The organism is Methanoculleus sp. UBA413 (genome assembly GCF_002502935.1).
GTDB classification, from domain to species: Archaea; Halobacteriota; Methanomicrobia; order Methanomicrobiales; family Methanoculleaceae; genus Methanoculleus; species Methanoculleus bourgensis.
The window spans coordinates 2,317-28,354 of the sequence record NZ_DAQR01000100.1; the positions used below are offsets into that span (position 1 = coordinate 2,317).

27 protein-coding genes are annotated in these 26,038 nt (G+C 63.0%); 13 read left to right on the forward strand and 14 right to left on the reverse strand.

Features of this window, described 5'->3' with window-relative positions; translation table 11 throughout:
- Nucleotides 1-395 precede the first annotated feature (395 nt).
- Nucleotides 396-2,306 carry an anaerobic carbon-monoxide dehydrogenase catalytic subunit gene (gene cooS, locus BP858_RS08190; RefSeq protein WP_286879266.1) on the reverse strand — a complete coding sequence of 637 codons (1,911 nt, stop codon included), beginning with the start codon at nt 2,304-2,306 and terminating at the stop codon, nt 396-398.
- A 46-nt stretch (nt 2,307-2,352) separates the two neighbouring features.
- Nucleotides 2,353-2,697, reverse strand: coding sequence for a DUF488 domain-containing protein (locus tag BP858_RS08195; protein WP_074175398.1), 345 nt, complete (start codon nt 2,695-2,697; stop codon nt 2,353-2,355).
- A gap of 150 nt (nt 2,698-2,847) precedes the next feature.
- Between BP858_RS08195 and BP858_RS08200 the strand changes: the two genes are divergently transcribed.
- The 4 genes from BP858_RS08200 (at nt 2,848) to BP858_RS08215 (ending at nt 6,913) form a co-directional block, all read left to right on the forward strand.
- Nucleotides 2,848-3,621, forward strand: a complete 774-nt coding sequence (locus BP858_RS08200) for a cupredoxin domain-containing protein (protein WP_286879267.1) — start codon at nt 2,848-2,850, stop codon at nt 3,619-3,621.
- Between the two features lie 223 nt (nt 3,622-3,844).
- Nucleotides 3,845-6,295 (forward strand): PQQ-binding-like beta-propeller repeat protein, encoded by a 2,451-nt coding sequence (locus BP858_RS08205; RefSeq protein WP_286879268.1) that lies wholly within the window; start codon nt 3,845-3,847, stop codon nt 6,293-6,295.
- Nucleotides 6,296-6,441: 146 nt separating this feature from the next.
- A complete protein-coding gene (locus BP858_RS08210) occupies nt 6,442-6,741 on the forward strand; it encodes a hypothetical protein (RefSeq protein WP_145916364.1) in 300 nt (99 codons plus the stop codon).
- Nucleotides 6,742-6,790: 49 nt separating this feature from the next.
- Nucleotides 6,791-6,913, forward strand: coding sequence for a hypothetical protein (locus BP858_RS08215; protein WP_277909700.1), 123 nt, complete (start codon nt 6,791-6,793; stop codon nt 6,911-6,913).
- Between the two features lie 21 nt (nt 6,914-6,934).
- Here BP858_RS08215 and BP858_RS08220 read toward each other — a convergent pair whose 3' ends face one another.
- Nucleotides 6,935-9,268: a PAS domain S-box protein gene (locus tag BP858_RS08220; RefSeq protein WP_286879269.1), complete on the reverse strand. Its 2,334-nt coding sequence runs from the start codon at nt 9,266-9,268 to the stop codon at nt 6,935-6,937.
- A complete protein-coding gene (locus BP858_RS08225; protein ID WP_062265493.1) occupies nt 9,219-9,602 on the reverse strand; it encodes a PAS domain-containing protein in 384 nt (127 codons plus the stop codon). The genes BP858_RS08220 and BP858_RS08225 overlap by 50 nt, the downstream gene beginning before the upstream one ends.
- Nucleotides 9,603-10,079: 477 nt before the next feature.
- Here BP858_RS08225 and BP858_RS08230 point away from each other — a divergent pair, with 477 nt between their 5' ends.
- On the forward strand, nt 10,080-10,559 hold the full coding sequence (locus BP858_RS08230; protein WP_286879270.1) for a cation-transporting P-type ATPase: 480 nt from the start codon (nt 10,080-10,082) through the stop codon (nt 10,557-10,559).
- Nucleotides 10,560-10,687: 128 nt separating this feature from the next.
- Nucleotides 10,688-10,879 (forward strand): hypothetical protein, encoded by a 192-nt coding sequence (locus BP858_RS08235; RefSeq protein ID WP_062265488.1) that lies wholly within the window; start codon nt 10,688-10,690, stop codon nt 10,877-10,879.
- Here BP858_RS08235 and BP858_RS08240 read toward each other — a convergent pair.
- A complete protein-coding gene (locus BP858_RS08240) occupies nt 10,864-11,577 on the reverse strand; it encodes a DUF5714 domain-containing protein (protein WP_062265485.1) in 714 nt (237 codons plus the stop codon). The genes BP858_RS08235 and BP858_RS08240 overlap by 16 nt on opposite strands.
- 45 nt (nt 11,578-11,622) lie before the next feature.
- Nucleotides 11,623-13,473: an ABC transporter ATP-binding protein gene (locus BP858_RS08245; RefSeq protein WP_286879271.1), complete on the reverse strand. Its 1,851-nt coding sequence runs from the start codon at nt 13,471-13,473 to the stop codon at nt 11,623-11,625.
- A 12-nt stretch (nt 13,474-13,485) separates the two neighbouring features.
- Between BP858_RS08245 and BP858_RS08250 the strand changes: the two genes are divergently transcribed.
- Nucleotides 13,486-13,779, forward strand: coding sequence for a hypothetical protein (locus BP858_RS08250; RefSeq protein WP_062265473.1), 294 nt, complete (start codon nt 13,486-13,488; stop codon nt 13,777-13,779).
- Nucleotides 13,780-14,095: 316 nt separating this feature from the next.
- Here BP858_RS08250 and BP858_RS08255 read toward each other — a convergent pair whose 3' ends face one another.
- Nucleotides 14,096-15,130 (reverse strand): 6-phosphofructokinase, encoded by a 1,035-nt coding sequence (locus tag BP858_RS08255; RefSeq protein WP_349680574.1) that lies wholly within the window; start codon nt 15,128-15,130, stop codon nt 14,096-14,098.
- A gap of 4 nt (nt 15,131-15,134) precedes the next feature.
- Nucleotides 15,135-16,055 carry an aldolase gene (locus BP858_RS08260; RefSeq protein WP_062265470.1) on the reverse strand — a complete coding sequence of 307 codons (921 nt, stop codon included), beginning with the start codon at nt 16,053-16,055 and terminating at the stop codon, nt 15,135-15,137.
- Between the two features lie 245 nt (nt 16,056-16,300).
- Between BP858_RS08260 and BP858_RS08265 the strand changes: the two genes are divergently transcribed.
- The 3 genes from BP858_RS08265 to BP858_RS08275 are packed head-to-tail and all read left to right on the forward strand — an operon-like array spanning nt 16,301 to nt 18,429.
- A complete protein-coding gene (locus BP858_RS08265) occupies nt 16,301-16,978 on the forward strand; it encodes an amino acid ABC transporter permease (protein WP_074175391.1) in 678 nt (225 codons plus the stop codon).
- 3 nt (nt 16,979-16,981) lie between these two features.
- A complete protein-coding gene (locus BP858_RS08270; protein WP_074175390.1) occupies nt 16,982-17,734 on the forward strand; it encodes an amino acid ABC transporter ATP-binding protein in 753 nt (250 codons plus the stop codon).
- Between the two features lie 8 nt (nt 17,735-17,742).
- On the forward strand, nt 17,743-18,429 hold the full coding sequence (locus BP858_RS08275; protein ID WP_074175389.1) for an amino acid ABC transporter permease: 687 nt from the start codon (nt 17,743-17,745) through the stop codon (nt 18,427-18,429).
- Nucleotides 18,430-18,560: 131 nt separating this feature from the next.
- On the opposite strand, the gene BP858_RS08280 is transcribed toward BP858_RS08275, so the two are convergent.
- Nucleotides 18,561-19,643 carry a DMT family transporter gene (locus BP858_RS08280; protein ID WP_286879273.1) on the reverse strand — a complete coding sequence of 361 codons (1,083 nt, stop codon included), beginning with the start codon at nt 19,641-19,643 and terminating at the stop codon, nt 18,561-18,563.
- Between the two features lie 109 nt (nt 19,644-19,752).
- On the reverse strand, nt 19,753-20,550 hold the full coding sequence (locus tag BP858_RS08285) for an ABC transporter substrate-binding protein (RefSeq protein ID WP_074176139.1): 798 nt from the start codon (nt 20,548-20,550) through the stop codon (nt 19,753-19,755).
- A 322-nt stretch (nt 20,551-20,872) separates the two neighbouring features.
- On the opposite strand from BP858_RS08285, the gene BP858_RS08290 reads away from it, so the two are divergent.
- Together BP858_RS08290 and BP858_RS08295 are read left to right on the forward strand one after the other, a co-directional pair.
- Complete coding sequence (locus BP858_RS08290) at nt 20,873-21,127, forward strand: DUF2795 domain-containing protein (protein WP_074175387.1); 255 nt, start codon at nt 20,873-20,875, stop codon at nt 21,125-21,127.
- 86 nt (nt 21,128-21,213) lie between these two features.
- On the forward strand, nt 21,214-21,927 hold the full coding sequence (locus BP858_RS08295; RefSeq protein WP_074176138.1) for a glycerophosphodiester phosphodiesterase: 714 nt from the start codon (nt 21,214-21,216) through the stop codon (nt 21,925-21,927).
- On the opposite strand, the gene BP858_RS08300 is transcribed toward BP858_RS08295, so the two are convergent.
- Both BP858_RS08300 and BP858_RS08305 read right to left on the reverse strand, forming a co-directional pair.
- Nucleotides 21,908-23,026 carry an aminotransferase class I/II-fold pyridoxal phosphate-dependent enzyme gene (locus BP858_RS08300; RefSeq protein ID WP_286879274.1) on the reverse strand — a complete coding sequence of 373 codons (1,119 nt, stop codon included), beginning with the start codon at nt 23,024-23,026 and terminating at the stop codon, nt 21,908-21,910. The genes BP858_RS08295 and BP858_RS08300 overlap by 20 nt on opposite strands.
- A gap of 23 nt (nt 23,027-23,049) precedes the next feature.
- On the reverse strand, nt 23,050-23,745 hold the full coding sequence (locus BP858_RS08305) for an alpha/beta hydrolase (RefSeq protein ID WP_286879275.1): 696 nt from the start codon (nt 23,743-23,745) through the stop codon (nt 23,050-23,052).
- Nucleotides 23,746-23,914: 169 nt separating this feature from the next.
- Between BP858_RS08305 and BP858_RS08310 the strand changes: the two genes are divergently transcribed.
- Nucleotides 23,915-24,970: a S1C family serine protease gene (locus tag BP858_RS08310; RefSeq protein ID WP_074175384.1), complete on the forward strand. Its 1,056-nt coding sequence runs from the start codon at nt 23,915-23,917 to the stop codon at nt 24,968-24,970.
- Nucleotides 24,971-24,984: 14 nt separating this feature from the next.
- On the opposite strand, the gene BP858_RS08315 is transcribed toward BP858_RS08310, so the two are convergent.
- Together BP858_RS08315 and BP858_RS08320 are read right to left on the reverse strand one after the other, a co-directional pair.
- A complete protein-coding gene (locus BP858_RS08315) occupies nt 24,985-25,575 on the reverse strand; it encodes a nitroreductase family protein (RefSeq protein WP_074175383.1) in 591 nt (196 codons plus the stop codon).
- An 81-nt stretch (nt 25,576-25,656) separates the two neighbouring features.
- A partial coding sequence (locus tag BP858_RS08320) for an acylphosphatase (protein ID WP_286879276.1) occupies nt 25,657-26,038 on the reverse strand: 382 nt, incomplete at its 5' end.

Consider the following 26,038-nt stretch of genomic DNA (forward strand, 5'->3'; position numbering starts at 1 on the left):
ACCCCACCCGCGCTTCGCGCTCCTCCCCCGCCCCTCGGGGCGGGGGCAGTGCGTGGCGATACTCAGGGGAAAGCCGTGCCCGGGTGTGCTGAACTGGTGAAAAACGGGTGTTAGATGCCGGAAAAGCTGCAGATATGCCGGATCCGGTCTTTCCTCCCGGTTCACCCAGTACGGTGGACCGTGGCGGCTATCGCATCCGGGGGTGGGGACCGGGGAGGAGGGCGGGCCACCCTCCCCGAGAGCCTCCTCCTCCCAGGCTCGATACCTGGTGGGAAGCCGTGCAAGGGTTTGTGCGACTGGAAACGTTCAGGCGCTGCTGGTGCGGTTTCCGGGCCGAAAAACCCACTCTCGTGCATCGTTTCAGTAGGAGTTCATTCTTCTGAACAACACCTCTTCTATATCCCGAGCTTCGCCCTCTTCGCCTCGATGTGCCCGACGATCCCCTCCACCGCCGCGTTCGCGTCCGTCTCGACGTGGAGCACCCCGCCGGTGATGCCGGGGAGGTCCTCGGTGAGGAGTTTGACGAGGTCCGGCCCCCCGATGACCGTAGGGACCGGGTTGACGTAGGTGTAGAGGCCGAGCGCGAGCGCGAAGAGGGCGTCGATCGTCGCCTTCTGCTCCATGTACTCCGGTGCGGCGACGGCGACCGGGAGGTCGGGGAGGGGGACACCGCCGAGGGCTTCTGAGATCGAGTGGAGGAGGTCGGCGCACCGGCCGGTGTCGGTGCAGGTCCCGAACCCGAGCACCGGCGGCACGCCAAGCGCCGTGCAGAGCCCCGAAAGCCCCGGCCCGGCCTTCGCTCGCGCCTCCGGGGAGCAGAGCCCGGCCACCTGGAGGGCCGCAACGCCGCAGCCCATCCCGAGGACCAGGATGTCGCGGGCGATCAGGTTCTCTGTGACCGCGACGGTGTGGACGTCCTGCCCTGAGTCCCGGAGGGTGGTGCAGGAGACCAGCCCCACAACGCCCCGGATGGTCCCGTCCTTGATGGCATCGAGCAGTGGGTCGAGGCTTCCACCCAGTGCGTCGATGATGCTTTCGGGGGCGAACCCGACCACTGCCTCTCGTACGGGAAGGCCCCGGATCGGCTCGATCTTTTTGTGCCGCTCCTTGAAATTGTCTATTCCCATCTGGAGGAGCATCGCCGCCTGCTCCTTTGCCTCCTCCGGGACGTAATCAAGCCGCTCGCCCCCGCCCTCAAAGACCACGACCTCGCTGACCGGGATCAGCCTGAAGTGGTACTTCTCGGCGTAGAGGGGGTCGAGCGGGAGCGAGCAGTTCATGTCGGCGGCAAAGACGTCCACCGCCCCGGTGGCGAGCACCGCCTCCTGCATGATCCAGTTCCCCGTGTAGCCGTAGAAGACCTCGTCCATCTCCCGGCGCTGGATCAGCTCCTGCCCGGTCTCGATGTTGGCGATGACCCGGAGCCCCTTCGCCCCGGCCGCTCGCGCCTTCTCCTGCCACTCCTCAGTGCGGGCAAGGTCGATGAGAGCGAACCCGAGGAAGGGTTCGTGGCCGTTCGGGAGGATGTTGACGTAGTCGGGGTCGAGCACCCCGAGGTCGACCCGCATGGGGTGCGGGCGGGGGATGCCGTAGAGGATGTCCTGGATGTACTCAAGCACGATCTGGCTCTGGTAGGCCATCGCGACACCGAGACGCATCGCCCGCATGGCGTGGCTTGCAAACCAGCCGTCGACGTTCGTTAGGGTGGAGGCGGTATCGACGATCGTCTCTCCGTAGATCCCGCCCGGGAAGAGGTTGAGCCTCTTCCAGACCTCTTTTCGCTCCGGCGGGGCGAGCCGCTCCACGATCAGGCTCGGCTCGTGAGTGAACCGGTGGAAGTCCTCCTCCACGAAGTCGCAGAGTCTGAGTGCTACCTCAGCGTCGCTCCCGCCCGCATCAATCCCGAGCCGCTCGGCAAACCCACGGAGTTTTCCCGGCTCCGTGATGGAGAACGGGGTTTTACCCTCAGCGGTCGCCCGGAGGGTCCGGACCGCCTGCGCTGCGTGGAAGTGGTAGTTCGACGCTCCCATGACGTTTCGAAGGAGCATCATCCGCATCGCCATGCCGTCGGCGTTGATCCCGCAGACCCCCCGATGGTCCCGGCTCGCATCTGCCCGGCAGGGGCCGTTTGAGCAGAAGTCGCACCGTGCCCCGGCCTGGCAGAAGGCACACCGCCGGTCGGGGTCGATCCCGAGACCCTGGGCCTCGTAGCGGTCCCAGACGTTGGACATACCGTCCGCCTTGAGCCGCTCGTAAACGGTTCGAACCGATTCGTGGTATGATATCCTGTTGCTCTCCATGGTCATACGGGCAGGTAACCGGACCGGAGCCGTAAAAAAGTATCGGTGCAGCCTACTCTTCCTCGATATACCGCTTCAGCGCCACGGCGTTGTTGTGCTCCTCGTCTTTGGCGGCGTAGAGGAGCGTGACGGTTCCGTCGTTTGCCTCACGCCGGAGCCGGGCAAGTGCCTCCTCCTTCCCCTCAAGTTCGGCCCGGTAGCGTTGCAGGAACTCTTCCCACTTTGCCGGGTCGTGCCCGAACCATCGGCGCAGTTCGGTCGTCGGCGCAAGGTCCTTCTCCCACCGGTCGATCTTCGCCTTCGTCTTCGAGAGGCCTCGCGGCCAGAGCCGGTCGACGAGGATCCGGAGCCCGTCGTCCTCTGAGGGCTCTTCATAAACCCGTTTTATGCATATCATGGACCGGGGATACGGCGGACCCCTACTTAACCCTACCCCAAGAGTAACCGGGCCCTTACGATGGAATATTTCCGCCGGCAAGGCTTCTCCGGCGTCGGAGGGCAACCCTGCGAAAGGTATATCATGCTCGCTTCCATCTCCCCGCCCCGTATGACGAGACTGGAAAGACTCCTGATCCTCACCCTGGTGATAGGGTGTGTAGCCCTCTTCTCCGGGGCGGTCGCCCAGGAGGGGTATGGGAGCAGCACAACTGCGACGCCGACAGCGAATGTGACACCGGCTGCCGAAGCGAACGTTACGATCACGTCACCGGAGGAGGGTGCCAGCGTTGCTGCCGGGAACGTGACCGTTGCTGTGAACCTGACGAACTTCACGCTGGTCGAGCCTACGGGGCAGCCAAACGCTCCCGGTGAAGGGCACCTGCACTACTACCTAGACGCCGTAGTGCCGACGAACGCGAGCGCGCCCGCCATCCCGGAGACTGGCGGCTATGTCATCTCCACGAACACTTCCTACACCTGGGAGAACGTGACAGCGGGTGCGCACAACCTCTCGGTCCAGGTGGTCAACAACGACCACACGCCAATCATACCGCTTGTGTTTGACACGGTGAATGTCACCATCGGCGGGAACGCGACGGTGGTGAACCTCACCGCCGAGAACACCGCATTCGACCAGAGCACGATCACGGTGCCCGCGGGGGCGAACGTGACGGTGAACTTCAACAACAAAGATGACGGCGTCCCGCACAACTTCGCGGTCTACACCGACTCCTCCGCGGCTGAGGAGATCTTCGTGGGCGACATCATCACCGGCCCGGCGACGACCAACTACACCTTCACAGCACCGTCCGAGCCCGGCACCTACTTCTTCCGCTGCGACGTCCATCCCGAAGCGATGACCGGGGATTTCATCGTAGAGTGACGAAGAACGAACCGGTGTGAGAAGAGCGGGACAGTTCCCGTTCTTCCTACCCTTTTCCCTTGTGCAGATCCTCCTGACCCTGGAGCCGGCAACCGCGCCATCTCGCTCCCGGCATACGGAAGCGGGGTCTTCAGAGGTTATTTCAGCCAAAAGAGGTTTTTTGGGGCTAAAAAGGCCACCCTGCGAAAGGTATAATATGCTCCGTTTTCATTTCCTGCCTCGTATGCAGAGATTGTTGAGACTCCTTACTCTCACCCTGGTGATAGGGTGTGCAGTACTCTTCTCCGGGGCGGTCGCCCAGGTGGAGAACGCAGGCAACATGACCAACCAGACAACAGGACCTCAGACGGCGGAGGGAGTCCCGCCAGAGATCGCGCAGCATGCGGCTGACTGGCCGCTCCCCAACAAGGACTACGAAAATTCCAGGGCAACAACTGAAGCGTCAATTGATAAAGACAATGTCCGCGATCTATCGATCGCCTGGACGTTTAACATCACTGCCAACGGCACCTTCGGCGGCGCAAGCAGCAACCCCATCATCATGGGGGAGACCGTATTCTTCCAGGACCTTTACGCCAACACCTACGCCCTGAACCTCGCCGATGGTTCGGTGAAGTGGGAGAAGATCTACAACAACACCACCGTGACCGGGCCGAACGGGCCGACGGTCGGGTGGGGCAAAGTCTTCGTGGCGGGTGACCCGTTCTCTATCGCGGCGCTGAACGTATCGAGCGGTGAAGAACTCTGGTCGACGCAGCTCATCAACACCTCGGCCGTGGCCGGGGAGGTCATCGGTGAGGGCATCGATATCCAGCCCACGGTCTACGACAACTTTGTTTACACCTCGACGGTGCCCGGTCGCGGCGATGTCTTCTACCGGGGCGGGGCTGTCGGGTACCTCTACGCCCTGGACCAGGAAACCGGAACGATCGCGTGGAACCTCAGCACGGTCGACGACCCGGTGAGCATCTGGGGCAACCCTGACGTCAACAGCGGCGGCGGGGCCTGGTACACACCCGCTGTGGATACGGAGACCGGCATCGTCTACTGGGCCATAGCAAACCCGGCACCGTTTGCAGGGACCCCGGAGTTCCCGAACGGCGCAAGCAGACCTGGCCCGAACCTCTACACCAACACCATGATGGCGCTCGACCACGCGACCGGGGATATGGCCTGGTTCACACAGGTGCTCCCGCACGACCTCTTTGACCACGACCTCCAGATCGCACCGATCCTCACCGATGCTAACGTCAGCGGCAAGGACCAGAAGGTTGTGCTCGGCGCCGGGAAGATGGGCAGGGTCTACGCCTTCAACCGTGACTCCGGTGCAATCCTCTGGATCGCCGACGTGGGCAGGCACGAGAACGACCAGCTTGCGGTGCTGCCGCCCGGCAATACCACAGTCTACCCGGGAGCACTCGGAGGTGTCGAGACCCCGATGGCCTACGCCAACGGCACGGTCTATGTGCCCTACGTTGACCTTTACACCAACTGGACACCGATAAGTTCGCTCTCGATAGGTGTCGAGAACGCGCCCCAGGCAGAGATCCAGCCGTTCACCGAGGGGACGGGCGGACTTGTGGCTATCGAGGTCGATACCGGCAAGATCCTCTGGGACAGGAAACTTGATTCTATCAATGTGGGCGGCGCGACGGTCGTCAACGACCTGGTCTTCACGGCGACCTTCGACGGGACGATCTACGCCTTCGATGGGATGACCGGCGAGCAGGTCTGGAACTTCACCGCTCCTGCGGGTATTAACGCCTGGCCCGCGGTGGCAAACGACACCATCGTCTGGCCCTGCGGCGTTGGGGGCACGTCCCAGGTCATCGCCCTGCGGCCAGGGGGCATGGGGAACGTGACCCCGGCACCGACAACGACAGCGAACGTGACACCCACCACGACGGGGAATGTGACACCAACGCCAACTGCTGAAGCGAACGTCACGATCACCTCACCGGAGGAGGGGGCCAGCGTCGCTGCCGGGAACGTCACGGTGAGCGTGAACCTGACGGACTTCACGCTGGTCGAGCCGACCGGACAGCCGAACGCCCCGGGTGAAGGGCACCTGCACTACTACCTGGACGCCGTAGTGCCGACGAACGCGAGCGCGCCCGCCATCCCGGAGACCGGTGGGTATGTCGTCTCCACGAACACCTCCTACACCTGGGAGAACGTGACGGCGGGTGCGCACAACTTCTCAGTCCAGGTGGTCAACAACGACCACACGCCGATCATCCCGCTTGTGTTTGACACGGTGAACGTGACGGTCGGCGGGAACGTCACGCCGACACCGACAATGAACGTTACACCAACCCCGACAATGAACGTTACACCAACCCCGACAATGAACGTTACACCAACCCCGACAACAACCGGAAACGCTACGGCGATGGTGAACCTCACCGCCGAGAACATTGCCTTCGATACGGACACCATCACGGTGCCCGCTGGGGCGAACGTGACGGTGAACTTCAACAACAAGGATTCCGGCATCCCCCACAACTTCGCGGTCTACGACAGTTCCTTCCGGTCGGAGCGGATCTTTGTGGGTGAGATCATCACCGGCCCGGCGACAATCAACTACACCTTCACGGCACCATCCGAACCCGGGACATACTACTTCCAGTGCGACGTCCACCCCTCCATGAACGGTGATTTCATCGTAGAGTGATGCAGGAAGAGATCGGCCAGGGAAGAAGGAGCGGGGTTACCCCGCACCTCCTCCCCCAGCAAGTGTGATCTGCGGATGGATGTCCTATGACCAATGGTTCACGAGAGTTGCAGCAGGCTGCTGAACCCAGGTGGAGGCCTGCCGTCGTGAAACCTGGGGCCAGGACAGAGGCGCTTTCATGTTTTCTCCGGAACGGCACCTGGAGAGGAATTATACCGGCCGGCGGAGCGGGGCCGGGCTCTCCTGAGATGGATGTTGTCGGCCGGGTGACCTGCGAGCGGGTCATCGACGGTCTCTGGTTCTCCTGCACTCTTGAGCAGGACCAGTTCGCCGGCGGTGAGAAGTTGCTCACCTGGAAGTCCCACCGGGTTGCGGGGTGGGACGTTGCGGCGCAGGAATACCGGGCGGCTGGCTTTGATAGCAACGGTGTCGCGGCCGTCTTTTAGGGTGAGATAGAGAGACCGGCTGATTATGGAATCGGTTGGCCCCGCACCCATGAAACTGCGCTTTGTCTGGGATGCGAGCGACCCGGGCAGAATAATCTGGAGGAACGAGGTCTCTCCGGGAGAAGGGGTCTGGAACCTCGTCGAGGAGTTCGTCTTCACCACGGAGGAGTGAGAGGAGACCGCCTGTCCGGCGCTACACCAGTTCGTGCCTGCGGAGGAACTCCCGGATCTCCCTTGACTCCACCCAGCCCCTGTCGAGTTGCCTGACGATATCGTTGACCCGCCAGACCTGTTTGCGGATCCGCTCCGACGCCTGCTCGTCATCTAGGAGTTCCGCCGTGCCGAGGATGACCTGCAGCGGCAGGCGGATGTGGTCGCCGAGGACAGCAAACTGCTCGATGTTCTGCTCGATCTGGGTGAACGCCTGGCGCCGCATCTCCTCAAAGCGTCTCTGCTCGGTAATATCATAGGAGATCACCGCGACCCGCGCTACGTTCCCTTCCGCGTCGGCGACCGGAAAGAGGGAGTTGTAGAGGACCATCCCCTCCCGCTCATCGACAAACCGAGCCGGCCGACCCGTCGAGAAGACCTCCCCGACGAACTCCTTCCGTCGTGCGGCGACGTCCGGCGGGAGATAGTCGAATATCGATCTGCCCATGAGTTCCTGAACGCTTCCTCCGAACCTCTCGGCAACCACCTCGTTCAGGGCGAGGAGGGTGCCGTCGCGGTCGATGAGCATCACTGCGTTTGGCGATGCGTTCATGAGCGCCCGGAAACGGCCTTCGCTCTCTATGATGGCGGCTTCAGCCCGTTTGCGCTCACGGATATCGATGCCGATCCCGACACGCGTATCGTCGGAGAGGCGGATGTTGGCCCAGGCGGTCTCGACGACGGAACCATCCTTTGCGACCAGCAGGAGGTCGCGCCACCCAGGCTTCAAGGACTGCATGTAGTCGCCGGCCATCTTCCGGTACTCGGGGTCGGGGAAGAATCTCGCCATCAGGTCACCCCTGGCCCCGTCCTCCTCCGACCAGCCGAGCACCTTCTGGACCTCGCGGTTGAGGTGGAAGAACCTGATATCCGGGTCATAGATCGTGATCATCACCGGGATGGCGTCGATGATCCCCTGCAGGAGCTCCTGCTGGTACTCCAGCGCCTGCCGGGACTGCTTCTGCCTGGTAATATCCATCGTGACGCCGACGGCCCGGACGACGCCTCCCGCCTCATCCCTCTGGACTTCACCCCTGGACTCCAGCCAGACAACAGCTCCCGTGTCGGGGCGGATGATCCGGTACTCGGTGTGGTAAGGGCCGCTGTGCTCTCCTTCGGCGCGCAGGCGGTCGATATCGTCGGGGTGGACCAGCGCCAGCCTCTCCTCGGGCCGGGTGAAGGGCGGCCGGCCGTAGATCCCTTCAAAGTCGCCGCTGATCCTGAGCCGGCCGGCGGCAGGCTCCCAGTCCCAGGCGATCATCCTCGCGGCGCTGAGGGCCAGTTCGAGCCGCTGCTGCTGGAGGCGCAGTTCCTCTTCCATCCGTTTCCGGCCGGTGATCTCGGTGCTAACGCCTCCAAGCAGGTCTTTTCCGATGGGAAAGTTGGAGGAGATGTAGTAGCGGTTGCCCCAGAAACTGTGCTCATACCTCTGCCCGACGCCTGACGCCATGATCTCCCGCGACCTCGCGATATACTCGGCCATCACCCCCGCGCCAAGGAGTTCGGTGATGCGTCTCCCGACGATCTCGTCCAGCCTGCCGAGGTCGCGCTGTGAGACCGGGTTTGCGTCGCGCAGGATCCAGTCTACGATCTCGCCATGCTCATCGCGGACCATCTCATAGATCTCGACGGAGTCGCTTGCATTCTCAAAGAGTCCCCGGTATTTCTCCTCGCTCGCCTGCAGTTCCTCTTCCATCCGCTTCCGGTCGGTCACATCGGAGAGGGCCGCTACCGCATAGCGCATGATGCCGCTCTCGTCATAGATGGGAGCGGAACTGGCGTTTATGTAGATCCAGGTACCGTCTGCCCGGAGGATCCGAAACTCCTCATCCCTCACCACCTCCCCGCTGGCGACCGACCGGGCAATCGGCCACTCCTCGGGTTGGTAGGGCCGCCCATCAGAGTGAAGCCCGCTGAATGTCCTGAGATCGCGCGGCATGTCGGGTCGCCCCCACATCCGGCGTAACTGCTCGTTGTAGTGGATGAGCCTTCCCGACGGGGCTTCGGCGATGGCGACACCCTCGGGCATCTGTTCAATGATGGCTCGCAGCAGGGAACGCTCCTCCTCAACTCTTGCAAGGAGCCGGTCCTGCTCTTCGCACCCCTGGAGCGCCGGGTGCTTCCAGATCAGCCACCGTTTCTCCCCGGCGCCACAACCGGCGGCGGTGATCGCGACCCTGACCTGGGCGCCGTTCCGGGAGCGCAGGGTTGTCTCCTGCGATACGCACGCTTTCCCGGCACGGAGGTCCGCAAGCATGCGAGCGATGTCAGGTTGCGCGTCGGGGTGACAGCACGCCGCAAGGAGGGTGCCCGGCACGGAGGTCCGCAAGCATGCGAGCAATATCCGGTTGAGCGTCGGGGTGACAGCACGCCGCAAGGAGGGTTGCCCGGCAGCGGCTCCCGAGGAGGCTCGCCGCCGCCGGGTTTGCGTCGATGATCCTGCCGCCCGCGTCCGTCGCCACGAACGCGTCGGGGGAGGACCAGATGAGATCCCGGAGTTGCTGCCGCTCCTCCTCCACCCGGGTTGCGGCTGCGGCCAGATTTTCTGCAGCACGGAGAAGGTCCCTCGGGTCTGCCGGCGCCTCCCGGGTGAGTTCACTGATACATTGCCGGACGGCCTGAATCTGCTGGTCCAGAGAATTTTCCTGCATTTCACCTCATATAACTGCTAATGGGTCCACCGGATCGGTGCAGGGCAGGTGGACGGAGAGACAACTCACCGGAAGAGAATTTCGGAGCTATCAAACACCGGCACATACTGGCCTCATACCACCGAAGCGGCATTTGAGCATACCAGACTCTCTCCATGCGATAATATGTCGGGGTTCAGGGTTCGTCACATCAGTTCATATTGCTGCTCGATAATATATTTTCCTTAGAAGTTACGCACTTAGGTTATCTCCCCCTCCCCCAAAAAAAGAAGCCATACTCGGGGCACGATGGAACAGAGCCGGAGGATTCCATGGAAATCAGATTTGGGTGCCCATTCGGACCAGAACCGCAGCAGGCCCGCATGCCCCAACCATCACTGCCACCTGCGGCGTCAGCCCCGGGGTCCCGTGCGTGACGTGCAGCCCCCGAAACTATTATCACATAGTCACTACCCGCTGCAGGGGCACATAAAGTTCGTGAAGACCGAGGACCTGCTTGCGATGACCGTCGACGACTGCCTTGCTCACCTCAGGTCGTCCTCCTCCGGCCTCTCGACCGGCGAGGCGGCCCTGAGGCAGAAAAGGTACGGGATGAACGAGATCGCAGAGGCGAGCCGGTATCGCGGTCTGGCCGCCTTCCTCGGCCACCTGAAAAACCCGCTCGTGATCATCCTCCTCATCGCCGCGATCATATCCGCCTTCGTCGGCGAGATTGTCCAGGCTATAATCATCCTCGTTATCGTCGTCCTCAGTGTTACCCTGGACTTTTTCCAGGAGTACCGCGCCGAAGCGGCGGTCGATCTCTTAAAACAGAAGATCAGCAGGACGGCGACAGCGCTTCGAGACGGAGAACGCCGGGAGATCAGGATGGCCGAACTGGTTCCCGGGGACGTCATCGACCACGGGGCCGGAAACCCCCAGACGCCAGCGTGCCTCAGGGCAGAATGGGCCGAATGAGGTTCACTCCTGCCGGGAGGGCAGGGCGCGACCTCCTCCGGGCAGCAGCAGGGTTTGGAGGACCCCATGCGCAAACGCTATGCCGGCGAAAACCGATAGTTTACCACCCAAACTGGCAGGAAAGAACCATGGCCTCACTCGACAGACAGGAACTCCTCATCATCTTCGCATCGTTCCTCATTGGCAGTGCGGCAGGCTGGTGGAGCCGCATGCACTGGGAAAACGACCTGGTTGCCGTTGTGGCGACGCTCATCGGGATCGTCATCGGCTACTATGCCATCGTGACCGCTCTGCGGGCCGCGGGTCACCCAGTCGGGTAGCCGGCGTGGAAGGGGCAGGCCTCCTGCAGGCATTCGCGGTTGATATCGCTAAACTCGCACCGCACCGTTTCCTGCACCGGGAGGGTTATGCCGAACCGCTCCTCGAGGAAGATGGTTGCCGTCCTGATCGCGAGCCAGGAGTCCCGTTTACAGCACCGGGGACCGCCGTGCCGGGCGATCACCATCAGGCTGCGGGCGGTCATCTGGTTTGCAAGCGACCACTCCTGTTTCTTCAACGGCGTGGACCCGGTGATCAGGCTCACGAAGATCCCGGTCCCGACTGCCGCACCACAGGTGCCGTGGGTCCCGCAGAATCCTCCCCTGACCATCCCGGCCCGGGCACGCGCCTGCCTGAGCAGCGCCCCTTTTCTTCCGGGTTCCCCCCGGTGGTTGCAGTAGGCGGCGATGAGGCTTGCCGGCACAAGAAAGTGGTGTTCAGGCCCGTGCATCCTGACCGCCGGGTTCCGCATCAGGATGCAGGCGATGGCAAGCGGGTCCTCGAGCGGCGTTGTGATGCAGAACTGCTCGATGAGATCGAGCGCCTCAAGGCTGTGGCACCGGTCACAGACAAAATGCCCGGCTTCGCAGGCCGCCGTGGTGTTCTGGACCTCTCCACAGACGGCACACGTAAGGTCGCGGGGCTCCCCGGTATACACAAGATTCCTGCCGCAGATCAGGCATCCGGCCTTATGCTCCATGCCATAGGGATGCGTCGCCGCATCCCATAAGCCTGCGGCCGGGGGTCAGGGGACGACTGACCAGCCAGGAGTGTGGTATCTGCAGCCGGCTCCGGGTTTTATGGTGATATCCGCTCCCCGGAACTCCTGCACCCACCCATCCTCAATCGAGAGGACGCGGTCGGCCAGGTCCAGGAGCGACGGGCGGTGGGAGACGAGGATAGTCGTTCTATCCCTGACCAGCGCCCGGAGTGTCTGCCTGATCTGATCTTCGGTCTGCATATCCAGCGCTGATGTAGGCTCGTCGAGGATAAGGATGGGTGCGTCCTTCAGGAACGCCCGGGCGATGGCGATCCGTTGCCGCTGGCCGACAGAGAGCTGGGTTCCGCGCTCGCCGACGACTGTCCGGTATCCCTCCGGGAACCGCACGATATCGTCGTGGATCTGCGCCTTCCGTGCGGCCTCCACGACCTCCTCGAAGGTGGCGTCAGGCCTGCTGTAACGGATGTTATCCTCAATGGTGGTGTGGAAGAGGAAGAGGTCCTGGGAGACGATCGATACCTGCCGCCGCAGCCACCGGGGGTCGAGCGACGTAAGGTCGCGCCCGTCGAGGGTGATCGTGCCTTCCTGCGGCACAAACGCCCGGAGGATAAGGTTGACCAGCGTCGTCTTCCCGGCGCCGGTCCTCCCGACGACGGCGACCGCCTCGCCGGGGTGGATAACGAAGTTTGCGTCCCGCAGGACCGGATCCTCCCTCGAGTAGCCGAACCAGACCCCGGAGAACTCGAGTCGTCCCTGCACAGCGCCGGGCACAATCCCGCCGGTGCCGTGGGCGGCGCCCGGCTCGCCGTGCATCGCAAAGAGGTCGCGAAGCCGTGGGGCGGAGGTGAGCGCAGGCTGCATGACGACCGGGAAGGCGAAGAAGGTGTTGACGGTGGGGGCGAACGTCACGATGTAGACCGCGAACGCAACAAAATCGCCCACGGTCATCACACCGGCGAGCACCTCGTTGCCGCCGAACCAGAAGACGGCGATCAGCATGAGCGACATTGTGCCGATCCTGAAGTACTCTGATGCGGCGGAGAGCATGGTGTTCCTGATCCTGGCATCGACCATCTCCCGGAGCGTCCGGGAGACCTTGTGCACCTCCCGATCTTCAGCGGCATGCGATTTTACGGTCTCGATACCCGTGATCACCTCAGCGAGGTCCCGCGAGACGTAAGCCTGCCGCTCGCGTTCCCGGTAGGTGGCGGCACGGATCCTCCTGATGAAGACGGCGTTGACCAGGAGGTAGAGGGGGATGAAGGCGACGACGACAAAGGTCAGCCTGAGGTTTAAGGTGCAGAGGATCGCGAAGGCGAAGACGACGTAGAGGGCGTTTGCAACGATCTGGGGGAGGTACTGGGAGATAGTATACTGCAGGATCTGGACATCGTCTGAGAGGCGGGAGAGGATGTAGCCGGTCTGTTGCGACTTGAAGTACGAGAGCGGGAAACTCAGGACATGCTCGAAGAGTGCGGTCTGGAGGTTGAAGGCGTAGTCTTCCCGGAACCGTGCCGTCCAGTAGTTCCTGACGAGATCCATGCCGCCGGTGAAGAACCCGAGCACCAGGAGGGCGACGATGAGGGCGTTGAGCGATGAGAGGAGCCCGCTGGCTCCTGCGAGGAGGCTCCCGGGGTCAGGGGTCTCGCCCAGCAGGACGTTGTCGATGAAGAACTTAATGCTGAGCGGGAGGACGGTCTTTGCGGCGGAGACAAGAGCCGTGGCTATAAGAGCCAGCACGCCCACCCTCCAGATTGGGCGGGCAAACCGAAGGAAGAAGGCGAGGTCAGAGAAGTGGAGGTCCCTGCCGGCCTTCACCGGCTGGCGCATGGTATCCCGGGCGAAGGCGAAGGCGCGTCGGTAGTAGTCTCTCATGGTGGGGTCAGGTTGAGGGGGCGTATCTCCGGTGCGAGTCCCATACCTCCCTGCTCCATAATATACCTGCGCCCCGGAGGCGAGGCGAGGGACGGCCTCGAGGCCGGGTTCATAACGGCGCTCTTCGGGACCCGGCTCTTTTCGCTCCCGTTCCTCTGGACCGCATCCCATGGTGATGGGTTCGTCGCCGGGCTTGCAGGGATGGTGGCGATCGCTCTTGGGTATCTCTATATAATCCTCGGGACCGCCGCCGGGGTCGCCGGTGCGGTTGTGCGGGCGAACCTCGGGGAGGATGAGGGTGCCTGAGGGAAGGAGGGAAGGGGACCGGGCGACCGCTCCGGGATCATCTGTAGGTGGGCGGAGTGGGGGGCTTGCAAGGAGAGTCTACTGGTGTGGGGAGGGGTGGGGCTTGCGGGAGGAACTTACAAGTGTCCCCCTGCGGGGAGGGGGAGAAACCCCCCGGCCCCCACCCCCGATGGCGATATCCGCCACGGTCCACCGCATTGGGATTGGTGGGGAGGACCGGGTTTTGGTCTATCCTGGCATCCAGTTCCGGATCCTCCTGCAGCGCCGTGTCCCGGGCAACCCTACCCCCCACGCAGGCAGAAAGCGACGGGGCAGATTAGCCCCCATAAAAGATGCTTGCGATCTTGTAGAGGTCCATATCCACGGTCTTGAGGTTCGCCACCGCCTCCTCGAGCGGGACCGCGACGATATCGTTGCCCCGGAGCGCGACCATCTTCCCGAAATCCTTCTCCCTGATGAGTTCCACCGCCGCCACCCCGAACCTGGTCGCGAGCACCCGGTCGTGCGCCGTCGGGGATCCGCCCCGCTGGACATGCCCGAGCACCGTCACCCGCGTCTCCATCCCGAGCCTTTTCTCAAGTTCGTCGCGCAGGAACGTCCCGATACCGCCGAGCGTCACGTGCCCGAACTCGTCAGTCCTGGCCGACTGGGTTATCGCTCCTTCCATCCCCTTTGGCTGGGCACCCTCGGCGACCACGACGATGCTGAACTTCTTTCCTTTCTCGTAGCGCGCCTGAAGGTGCCCGGCGACCTCGTCGAGGTCGAACGGGACCTCCGGGATGAGTATCTGGTCTGCCCCGCCCGCGATCCCGGCCATGGTCGCGATCCAGCCGGCATGCCGTCCCATCACCTCCACTACCATGATGCGGTGATGGGACTCCGCCGTCGTGTGAAGGCGGTCGATCGCCTCGGTGACGATTGAGACAGCGGTGTCGAACCCGAAGGTGTAGTCGGTCGCGGCGACGTCGTTATCGATGGTCTTTGGGACCCCCACCACCGGGATACCTATCTTTGAGAGCTTGTTCGCGACACCGAGGGTATCCTCGCCCCCGATGGCGACCAGCGCGTCGATCCCGAACCTCTTGATGTTGTCGCGCAACCGCTGGACGTCAGCCTCGTCCTTGAAGGGGTTCGTCCGCGACGTCCCGAGGATCGTCCCCCCCTTCGGGAGGATCCCGGTCACCGAGTAATCGGTGAGCGGTTCGACGTCTCCGGCGATCAGCCCGTGCCATCCGTCCCTGATCCCAATCGTGTCAAACCCGTACTTCGCTCCGGTCCGCACAACCGCCCGGATCACCGCGTTCAGTCCGGGGCAGTCTCCTCCTCCTGTCAGGACGCCGACCGTCGTCATCGAATCACCCACCTCCTCCATAGATCCTCATCGCCTCGTCCACACTCACATCGTCAAGAGTGATCGCCGATATCGCGTTGCAGAACCGAACCGCCTCATCAAGCGACCGCTGGTGGATGTTGCGGCCGGTCGCGTTCCCGACCGTGCCGCCGACGTGGATCTGGTCGTGGAGCTGCTGCAGAAACTCAGGCACGCTGGCCTGCGACCCGCCCGCACAGACGACTCCGGTCCTGCCGGCGGCCGCCACCGCCTCACGGAGGAGCGCCGCGTCGACCGACCCCCCAACCTTTGGCGGGTTCACCTTCGCAAAGTCGCTCCCGATCGCCGCCGCGACCCCCGCCGCGCCCGCGACCAGGTGCGGGTCGCGCTCGTCTTTGACAGCCTTGCCGCGGGGGTACATCCAGAGCACGGTGATGAGACCGTATCTGTGCGCCTGGTTGACGATCTGTGCTGCCTGGTAGAGCATCAGCGGCTCGTACTCACTCCCAAGGTAGACCGTGTAGCCGACGCCGAGGATCGAGAGACCGGCCCGGTCCCGGAGGTCAACCGCCTGCCGGACATGGTAGAGTTCCGAACTGACCGGGTCGCTCTGGGAGGTCCCGACCAGGTTGGTCTTGGAGTTGAGTTTGACCAGGTAGGGCACGTCCGGGTAATCCCTGCCGTACCGGGCGATCAACCCGAGTTGCGTCGCAAAGACCCCGACCCTTCCCCTGCTTGCGATCCGAAAGAGGTGTTCGGGGTCGGCATCGTCCAGGTGGATGCCTTCCCCGGCGAAGTCATCGTTGAGGTGCTCGATCTTCTGGTCCCCGGCAAAGAGCATCAGCCTCCCGGTGCCGTGCGTTATCTTCCGGTAGTTCTCCCGGTACCTCTCCTGCTCCTCGGAGGGCACATCGAGAGGGATCCTGATATCGGGTGCAGGTGGCATACCCCTTCCTCCCAGTTCCTATATACTTAAGTGTTGCTGGAGTCCTGGGGACTGGACCAGGGATCACCCAGCCGGGGACAGAATTGCCGGGTGCCCGGCGCTCCGGGATTGTGGTCGAGGGTGTAAGCCCCCGGATTGAAGGGGATTTGGGAACGTTTATTTTGCTTTCCGTCAGAATTATTCGTAGAGTAACCGGCCCCCTCTTCCAGCTGAAGAGAGCCGCACAATACTTTAGGGATAGCCAAATGGATGTTCTGTCAATCCTTATCGACTGGTCTCCATATATCGCCTCAGGCATCGCTACCACGCTTGGCCTTGTTCTGAGTGCCCTCGGCATCGGCGCCCTTCTTGGGTTCCCGATGGCGCTTGGCCAGGTCTACGGCTCCCGCCCGGTGCGCTGGGCCATCGGGGTCTACGTCTGGTTCTTCAGGGGCCTCCCCATCCTCGTCCTGCTCTTCCTTTTCTGGTTCGGCATTTTTCCGGGGCTCGGGCTCGGCGACCTCCCGGCATTCGTTGTCGGAGCGGTCGTGCTGGGCCTCCGGGGGGCTGCATATCAGTCTCTGATCTTCAGCGGGGCTATCCGGTCGGTCGGGGAAGGACAGATGATTGCGGCGCGATCCCTGGGTATGAGCAGGTTCACCGCCATCCGTTCCGTCATCCTCCCCCAGGCGATGCGCATCGCGCTCCCCGGGTGGTCGAACGAGTACCCCATCATCCTGACCGACTCAGCGGTCTGTTACGCTATTGGGGTCGTCGAACTGCTCACCGTTACGTCGAGGATCGTCACACAGACCAACGTTATGATGCCGATCTACCTCGCCACGGCGGGGATCTTCATCGTCATGAACTATGGGGGGCTCAAGATCCTGCATGGACTTGAGAAGAGAATAGCAATTCCGGGATTTGGAGCCGGAGCGGTGTAGAGCATGAATAGTAACGACATTGTGCTGAGGGTCGAGGACATACACAAGTCCTTTGGGGATAAGGAGGTGCTGCGGGGGATCTCGTTCGACGTCCGGAGAGGTGAGACGAAGGTCTTCATCGGCCCGTCGGGGACGGGGAAGAGCACGCTTCTGCGATGCATCAACCAGCTGACGATGCCCGACCGGGGCCGGGTCTGGCTCGACGGTGAAGAGGTCACGAACTCGGGTGCGCGTATCAACTACTTCCGGCAGAAGATCGGGATGGTCTTCCAGAACTACTACCTCTTCGACCACCTCACCGCGCTCAAAAACGTCGAGCTGGCGCTACTCAAGGTCAGGGGCATGAGCAAGGAGGAGGCGCGCGAAAAAGCGCTCACCGAACTCCGGCAGGTTGGGTTGGAGGACTGGGCCGACCATTACCCGGCCGAGCTCTCCGGGGGTCAGGCCCAGCGGGTCTCCATCGCCCGGGCGCTTGCCATGGACCCGGACGTCATCCTCTTCGACGAACCGACGTCCGCGCTCGACCCCGAATTGACCAGGGAGGTGCTCGAGGTCATGAAGAGGCTGGCCCAGCAGGGGATGACGATGCTCATCGTCACCCACGAGATGAGGTTTGCCTGCTCTGTGGCAAATGAGATCCTCTTCATGGAGAACGGCGTGGTGGCCGAGCAGGGGACGCCGGACCTGCTCTTGCATGACCCGCGGTTCACCCGGATGAAGAACTTCATCGGCCGGCTCGATAGTCGGGGAGACTGAAGAGCGGCATGGATCAGGCAACCTTCCTCTTCGAGATCCTCCTCCCGGCGCTGATGCAGGGGCTGGTCGTAACCCTGCAGTTGATCGCATGCTCCGCCCCCTTTGGCCTCGCGATCGGGATCGGCGTCGCGGCGGGAAGGCAGTACGGCGGCCGGGTTCTCTCGTGGGTCTGCAAGGCGTTTGTCTACCTCGTCAAGGGCACGCCGCTCCTTCTCCTGCTCTTCATCCTCTACTTCGGCCTCCCGTCGGTAGGAATCACCCTCTCTGCGTTCACCGCATCGGTGATCGGGTTCATCCTCTGCAACGGGGCCTACAACTCCGAGTACATCAGGGGCGCCCTCCTCTCGATCAAGGATGGCCAGATGGTCGCCGCTCAGGCGCTGGGGATGACCCGGGCGCAGGCGATCAAAAATGTCATCCTGCCGCAGGCCCTCCGCCGGGCGATACCCGGCCTCTCCAATGAGTTCACGTATCTGATCAAGTACTCGTCGCTTGCCTACATGCTCACGGTCATCGAACTCTCCGGTGCGGGCACCCTCGTGGCGACGAAGTACTTCACCTACACAGAGACGTTTGTGGTCGTCGGCATCGTCTACCTCGCGCTGGTGACGATCACGACCGTCGCCGTCAACATCCTGGAGAAGCGCGTGGCCGTCCCAGGCATGAGCCGGGCCACCGCCGCCCACCAGTTGTAATCTTTTTTGCGAACCTGTATGTGCCGGGGGTGGGGGCCGCGCCCTCCCCACACAAGGCAACACCTTCTGTACCCACACCGGGGGACAGCGCACGGCGATACCCTCTAGGAAAGCCCCAGAATTACCAACCTCTACCGCCGGTGCGGGTGCCGGTGATGAATATCGGGCTGGTGCGGGTGCTCGTGGACGAGTTCGACGTGCGCGTGCATATGGGAGTGCTCGCCGGTCGTGGAGAGCGGCGGGTCGCCGGCCGCATGAGCGTGGTCGTGGTGGAGGTCGTCGTGGCGGTGGCGATGCTCATGGACGCCAGGTGGATGACGGTGGGGGTGGGAGTGCTCCTCTGAGATCAAAAGCCACGCTCCGAACGCCATGACCGGGAGCGCAACGTAGAACGCGTCCGCCGGCAGTTCGGCAAAGAGTACGAGCGAGAAGAGGACGCCGAAGAACGGGGAGATAGCAAGGAGCGAGCCTGCCCGGGCGGCGCCGATACCCCGAAGGGCGAGGAGGAAGAGGATGCTCGTCAGGCCCCCGTAGCAGAGAAACCCGACGACCATGGCGGCGGCCGTTGTGGCAGGGTCAGGGAGGTGCTGCCCGGCGGCGAGCGCGAAGAGGAGCGTGACGGTGCCGGCCCCGATCCCTTTTATGGAGATAGTCAGGAGCGGGTCTTTTGCCGAGAGACGCTGCCCCAGGTTGTTGTCGACGGCCCAGAAGAGGCAGGTGAGCAGGATCCCGAGCGCCGGAAGGGATAACCCGAAGCCCGCCGCCGGGTCACAGGTGAGAAGGATGCATGACGCGGTTATGCACCCAAGCGCAACCCAGACCCGGCGGCTCACCGATTCTCCGAAGACCGCAGCGGCGATCAGGGTCGTCGCCACCGCCTCGAAGTTCAGGAGGAGGGCGGCCGTCGCCGCCGGCGATCCCGGGAGGGAAAAGATCAAGGTAACCGGCGCGAGAATGCCCCCAAAGACCGTCACGCCGATGAGCCAGGGGATGTCACTCCTCCCGGGCGGGGCCTCCACATGGCTCCGCCGGGTGCCCGCCGCAGCCCCGAGGAGGGAGAAGAGCAGGGCGCCGGAACCGCTCCCGAGCGAAACCAGTGCGGCGAGCGCAAGCGGATCGGCCCCGTCGATGAGGAGTTTGGTGAACGGAGCGCTCCCGCCGATGAAGACCGCCGTTACCAGTGCGTAGAGAACAGGCGCCCGGTAGTGCGACATGGTGGACCTCTCATGGTCTATGCCGGCGGGTTTGCGTGGGTACAATGGAAGAACCTCCGAATATGGTTGAGCGTTACGAAAAAGGGTGGAGACAAGTTGTCCCCGGAGGTTAGTTCAGGTTGTACTTCTCTTTGAGTTCTTCCCAGTAGGGATCTGCCTGCAGTTCCGCGATCGCCTCGTTCATGAACTCAAGGAGCGCAGTATCCTCCTTCCGGATGGCGACGCCGAACTCTTCCTTCGTCTCGACGGACCCGATGACCTTCACCGGCATGCCCTTGGTGATGTCCTTTAACGAGACGTCGTCGTACATGACCGCATCGTTCCGGCCCGTCACGAGGTCGCTGACAGCAGCCTGGGTGTTGGCGTAGAGTTTCAGGTTATTCTTCGGCAGTTTTCCGGTATCAACCAGATTCTTCTCGACCCAGTGGTCTGCGGTGCATCCCCGCTGCGCTCCGAGGATCACCTTTCCGGCAAGGACATCGTCAATCGTCACATCGGAGTCCTCGCGAACAACGACGTCCTGATTGACTATCCAGTAAGGGTCGCTGAAGTTGACCACTTCTAGCCGCTCCGGGGTGATCGACATGCCCGAGTAGACCATATCGATCTTCCCGGCCTCAAGGGCCGGGATGATGGCGTCCCAGTGTACTGCTGTAAACGTCACCTTAATGCCCTTCTTCTCGGCTATCCACCTCATTGAGTCGATATCGAACCCCGTGGGGTTACCGTCCTTGTCGATGTAACTGTACGGCTTGTATGAATCGTCGATGCCGACAATGTAGGAATCTTTTAGTCCCGCTCCCGCGGCACCGCCGGTCTGGTCGGCCGTGCCGGTGCACCCTGCGCCTGCGACTGCCAGAACTGCGACGATACAGGCCAGCAGCGCAAAAATACCATGCATCTTCATGAAATGAGGGTTGGAGAGGTAGATAAAATAACCTTTTGATTTGCTCCGCAAAATAGCCGCTTCAGCCGGATAACAGCACTGCTCTCTTGCTTTTGGGGCAATCCCGGAGATTTCCGGTCGGGTTGTCCGGGCTGCGCTACACAGGAGAGCGAGACGATGAACCAGGAGACGATATCCCGGCACAAGATCTCCCCCGGCAAGGAACGACCCGGGTCGCCGGGGTAGTCCTCGCTGCCACCGTAGAGACGATATATTTTTATGCTATATTGCCCCCTCAGGGGTCGCACCCCCACAAGGGAGCACTGATCTGGTGGTGAGAAGTATGAGAGGTATGAAAGAAACCGCCATGGGCGGGCAGTCCGCGGTTGCCGGGACCATACAGGAACTCGACCCGCAGATCATCGAGGCGAGCACCTCCGGGATAAAGTATCCGGCATCGAGAAGCGACCTTATCACTCGGGCAAAGGAGAGCGAAGCGCCCCAAATTGTCCTTGACGCGCTGAACCAGTTCGAAGATAGGCAGTACAGCGACCCGGAAGATGTGAAGTCGGAGTTCCAGAAGATCCAGCAGAAGTAATTCCTTTTTGACCGTGGGTGCCAAAAGCGGCACCCCGGCTCCAGGACCCCGCCAGCTATATCTGGTCCCGGGTGCACGGGCGTGGCATGCTCATCATCGGACACCGCGGTGCCAGGGGCCTCGAACCTGAGAACACCCTGCGGGCGCTACGGAGAGGTATGGAATGTGCCGACTTCGTCGAGGTCGACCTGCGCCTCGCAAGAGACGGCATCCCGGTCGCAATCCACGACGCAACCCTCGACCGGACGACGGACGGGACCGGGCCGGTCAAGAACTACACCATCGAGGAGTTGAAGAGGCTGGACGCGGGGGAGGGGGAGACTATCCCGACGCTCCGGGAGATCCTCGACCTCATCCACGGCCGTGGGGCCGGGCTCGTCGTGGAGATCAAGGAACCGGGAACCGAGGCGGTCATCGTCTCGGGGATCATGGACCTGATGCCAGACCGGCTTATCCTGGTCTCATTCAACCTGGAGAGCGTGGCGATGGCAAAGAGACTCCTCCCCGGCGTCCAGGCGGGCCTCATCTACTCAAAAGAGACCGTCATCGACCCCGTCGGGCTTGCCCGCCAGGTGCAGGCGGATATCATCCTCCCGCGGTGGGACCGGGTCTCGCGCGAGGTTGTGGAGCAGGCGCACAAGGCGGGGCTGCTCGTCTTCCCGTGGACGTTGAATACCCAGGAAGACGTTGAAGAAGCAGCCCGGCTTGGCGTCGACGGGTTTGCGACCGACGACCCCTGCGCCGCACGGCGGTACCTGCAGGCGCCCGGCCCCGGCCGGGTCACCCGAACCGGACCCTGAGGTAGCCCTCAAGGCGCTCCAGGGCCTCAGGCATATCCAATCTCCCGTAACCGAGCCTGACATGGGCGTCGTCGTGCTCGAAGACCGTCCCGGGGACGAGGAGGACGCCTGCCGACCTGAGGAGATCGGTGCAGAACTCTTCCGCGCCTATCCCGGCCCTGAGCCGGGGAAACGCCGTCGAACCTGCCCGGGGGTGGATCCAGGAGAAGAGGTTACTCCATGTCGCAAAGAAGTCATCCAGCAGCCTGATGTTCCGCCGCACGATCTCCAGGTTCCGGGCGACGATCTTTCCTGGGTGGCGGAGCGCGATCTCAGCTAAGAACTCACCCGGGGCGCTGTTGCAGATGGTCGAGTAGTCCTTGTAGCCTGCAAGCCGCCCGAGCAGGTCGCAGTCATGGGTTGCTATCCACCCGGTGCGGAGTCCCGCAAGCCCATGCGCCTTTGAGACGTCGCCAAGCGAGACGTGAGCGCCCGGTAGATCGACCATGGCAGGGAGGCGATCGTCGGCCCGGTGTTCGAGGAACCGGTAGACCTCATCCGAGAAGACGATGATGCCCCGGTCCCCCGCGAACCGGGCCAGGGCCCGGAAGTCTCTCTCCGGGAACTGGTAGCCGGTTGGGTTGTGCGGGGAGTTGATGACGAGCACCTTCGTCGTCGGCCGGACCAGGTCCTGCAACGCCCCCAGGTCAGGGCTCCAGCCCTTCTCCTCATCCATCTTCCAGAACGTGACGTCGCACCCGACTGAGCGGGCGACCTCGTAGAGCGACTGGTATGCAGGGAACTGGACGATGACGTGATCGCCGGGCCGAAGGGCGGTGTTCATGAACGCCATGATCCCTTCAGATGCCCCGTTGAAGGTGATGACCTCATGGGGTGATACCCCGGAGTAGAGCCCGGCGATTGCTTCCCGGAGCGAAGGGCTCCCCGCCGGCTCGACGTAGCCGAGTCGCAGCCGCAGGAGGTCGTCTTCGGACCCGGGCTCAAGGGAGAGGAGTTCCTGCACGCTCATCGTCTCGCAGTCGGAGGCGCCGAGCACGTAAGGCGCCCGGAACTCACGCTCCGCCAGGAACCGTTCCAGCCTGAACTCACGAATCGCCATTCCTATTCACCAGACCCGCCTGCTCAGACGAGCGTCCCCGGCAGGTGCTTGAGGAGCCAGGCCTTCACCTCGACAAAGAGGCTCCCGGCCGCCTCATCGAGGGTGTGGCCTGCTCCTTCGTAGATGACCAGCCGCCTGGGCTCACGGGCACGCCGGTAGGTCTCTTCCGAGGAGCGGGGAGAGGTGACTGTATCGGCATCACCGTGGATCATGAGGATTGCCGCTCCTTTCGGGAGCCGGGCAACCGGTTCGGTCCCGGCCGCCTGGGTCGAGATCACGACGACCGCCCTGACTTTCGGGTCGTTCGCTGCTGCCTGGATCACCACCGCGCCCCCGAGCGAGTGCCCGACCAGCCCGACCGCCGAGACCCCCTGGCTCTCAAGGTAGCGCATACCAAGGATCGCATCAACAGTCGACTCCATAAGATCGGTCGGGTGCCGGTAGCGGACCCGGAGCGCACTTATCCTGTGGTGCGGGAGGTCCTGCGCCAGCCGGGGGTACAGCCCCCTTGCAGGGCTGTCAAATCCACCGCCGGTACCGCCGACCATGACGACCCCGTCTCTTGCTCCCTCCGCCTCATAGTAGTGGCAGACGGTCGTTCCCCGGTCGGTCTCGATCTCCACAAGATCGTAGGCCTCACCGGGTTGTGGCACCAATCGTGCGGTCGCCTGGACCACTACTTTCGTGGCATCCACTTCGATCGCAGCTGTCCCGAGCATGCGAGGGCAATGGCGGTTGTGCCTATTTGTTTCTTGCGGCGGGAGCGTGACTATGGGACCGGCACCCTGCGCGGCCGGGAAGTGAGCGATCCCGCGCGCCGCCCGTGGCGTTGTTCCATGCTCCTGTGCGGAAACTAGATTATTATTAATTATAATAATATATATTGCAATGGATAAAATAAGGTACAAACCCATCCTGCAGGCTGACGACCCTCAACCAGTATCCGGGACAAACGGGACTCGTGCACTCCCCGATACTAGAGAGTCCGACGCCGACCTCCTTGACGCCTACTCCCGGGCGGTCGTCCGGGTCGTTGGGTCCGTGGGGCCCACGGTCGTGAGCGTCGTCGTGGGAAAGACCCTCCAGGGCCGGAGGGGCGAACAGATGGGAGCGGGTTCAGGCGTGATCGTGGCACCGGAGGGCTACATCATGACCAACAACCACGTGGTGCAGGGAGCAGGGAGGATCGAGGTCCGTCTGGCAGACGGGACCGCACTCCCCGCACGCCTGGCCGGGGCCGACCCGGCGACCGACCTCGCCGTGCTCCGCGCCGATACCGGGGGCCTTCCCTACGCGCGGTTCGGCGATTCGGCCGCGCTCTCGGTCGGGCAGCTCGCGATAGCCATCGGCAATCCGCTCGGCTTTGATTCGACCGTCTCGACAGGTGTCCTGAGCGCCCTCGGCCGCGCGCTTCGGAGCCGGGACGGCCGCCTGATTGAGAACATCATCCAGCATACCGCTCCGCTCAACCCCGGCAACTCCGGCGGTCCGCTGGTGGACTCACGCGGCCGCGTCATCGGTATCAATACGGCAATCATCCCCATGGCCCAGGGGATCTGCTTCGCGATCCCGTCCAACACCGCCGCCTGGGTCCTCCCGCAACTGGTCGCCGACGGCAGGGTGCGGCGCGGCTACCTCGGCATCGCCGGTCAGTCACGGCCACTGGAGCGGTCGCTCATCCGGGCGCTTGGGCTTTCCGGGAACCAGGCGGTCGAGGTCGTCTCAGTCTCCCGGGCAAGCCCTGCCGGCCATGCCGGACTCCGGCCCGGAGACCTGATCATCGCGATCAACGATGCCTGCGTGACATGCGTCGATGACCTGCACCGGTTCCTCACCACCTGGCCCATTGCGGAGCCGGCAACCCTGACGCTCATCCGGGGTCGACAGCGGATCACGCTCCCGATCATCCCGACCGAAGCGATCGCGTGCCCTGTAACCGGATAAGGGTCCCGCCGTTCTTACGGAACCCAGGTGATCCGGGGCTCCCGCCGCTCCAGTTTTGGCGGCAGGGGGGCGGGATAACCGAAGATCAATGGTGCTACAATCTGGTGGTCGTCCGGGACTTTCAGCGCCGCGAGAAGGTCGGGGTTCTGCTCGATGAGAGCGGCGGAACCGACCCAGCAACTGCCAAGACCAAGCGCCCAGGCGGCAAGCAGCATATTCTCTGCACAGAGCGCACAATCGATGACGCTTGATACAACCTCCCGTGCACCGAGGACCAGGATCAGCACCGGAGCGTTGTAGAAGATGCTGTACTCCGGATCCCTGAGCGCCGCGAGAAAGATATCTGTTCCCGGGTTGCGGGGCTCCTCTTCAATCTTTTCTACCAGGATCGGTTTGCAGTAGTCGGAGGCCTTCCGCATCAGGTCCCTGTCCCTGACAACCACAAACTGCCAGGGCTGAAGCCCGAGAGCAGTCGGCGCCTGGATGCCTGCAGCGATTACCTTTCTGATGCTGTCGTCCGGGACCTTGCGGTCTGCGTAGTTTCTGACGCTCTGGCGCTCCCGGATCACGGAGAAGATCGGGTGGTGCTCTGTATCTGTCGCCATACCCTTCCAGGGTTCGTCCCTGGTACTTATGCTTTGAGTGAGGTCGCAGGGATCTCCCGGCCCGGGATGTGGCAGACCCCCTCATCGCCGGATGGAGAACCCTTCAAACTCTCCTGAGTACTCCTCGCGGACCTCCTCCACGTCATCGACCCGGGCCCGGGCCGGACCACGGCGACAGAACTCGACCATCCGCCGCACCGGCACCTCGTCACCCTCAAAGACGGCCTCTACACGTCCATCCGGGAGGTTCCTGACCCATCCGGTGACTCCTTTGGCCCGGGCCTCATCCTCCACGGCCCACCGGAACCCGACACCCTGCACCAATCCGCTGATCCGCACACGTACCCGCACCGCCATATTCATGAGTTCGGCGGCGGGGGACTTATCGATGCCGGGCAGGGCTGCACCGCCGGTGAAGGCCATTGTGGGGCGCGGTCCCGGGCTTAACTGATGAAGGCCAATC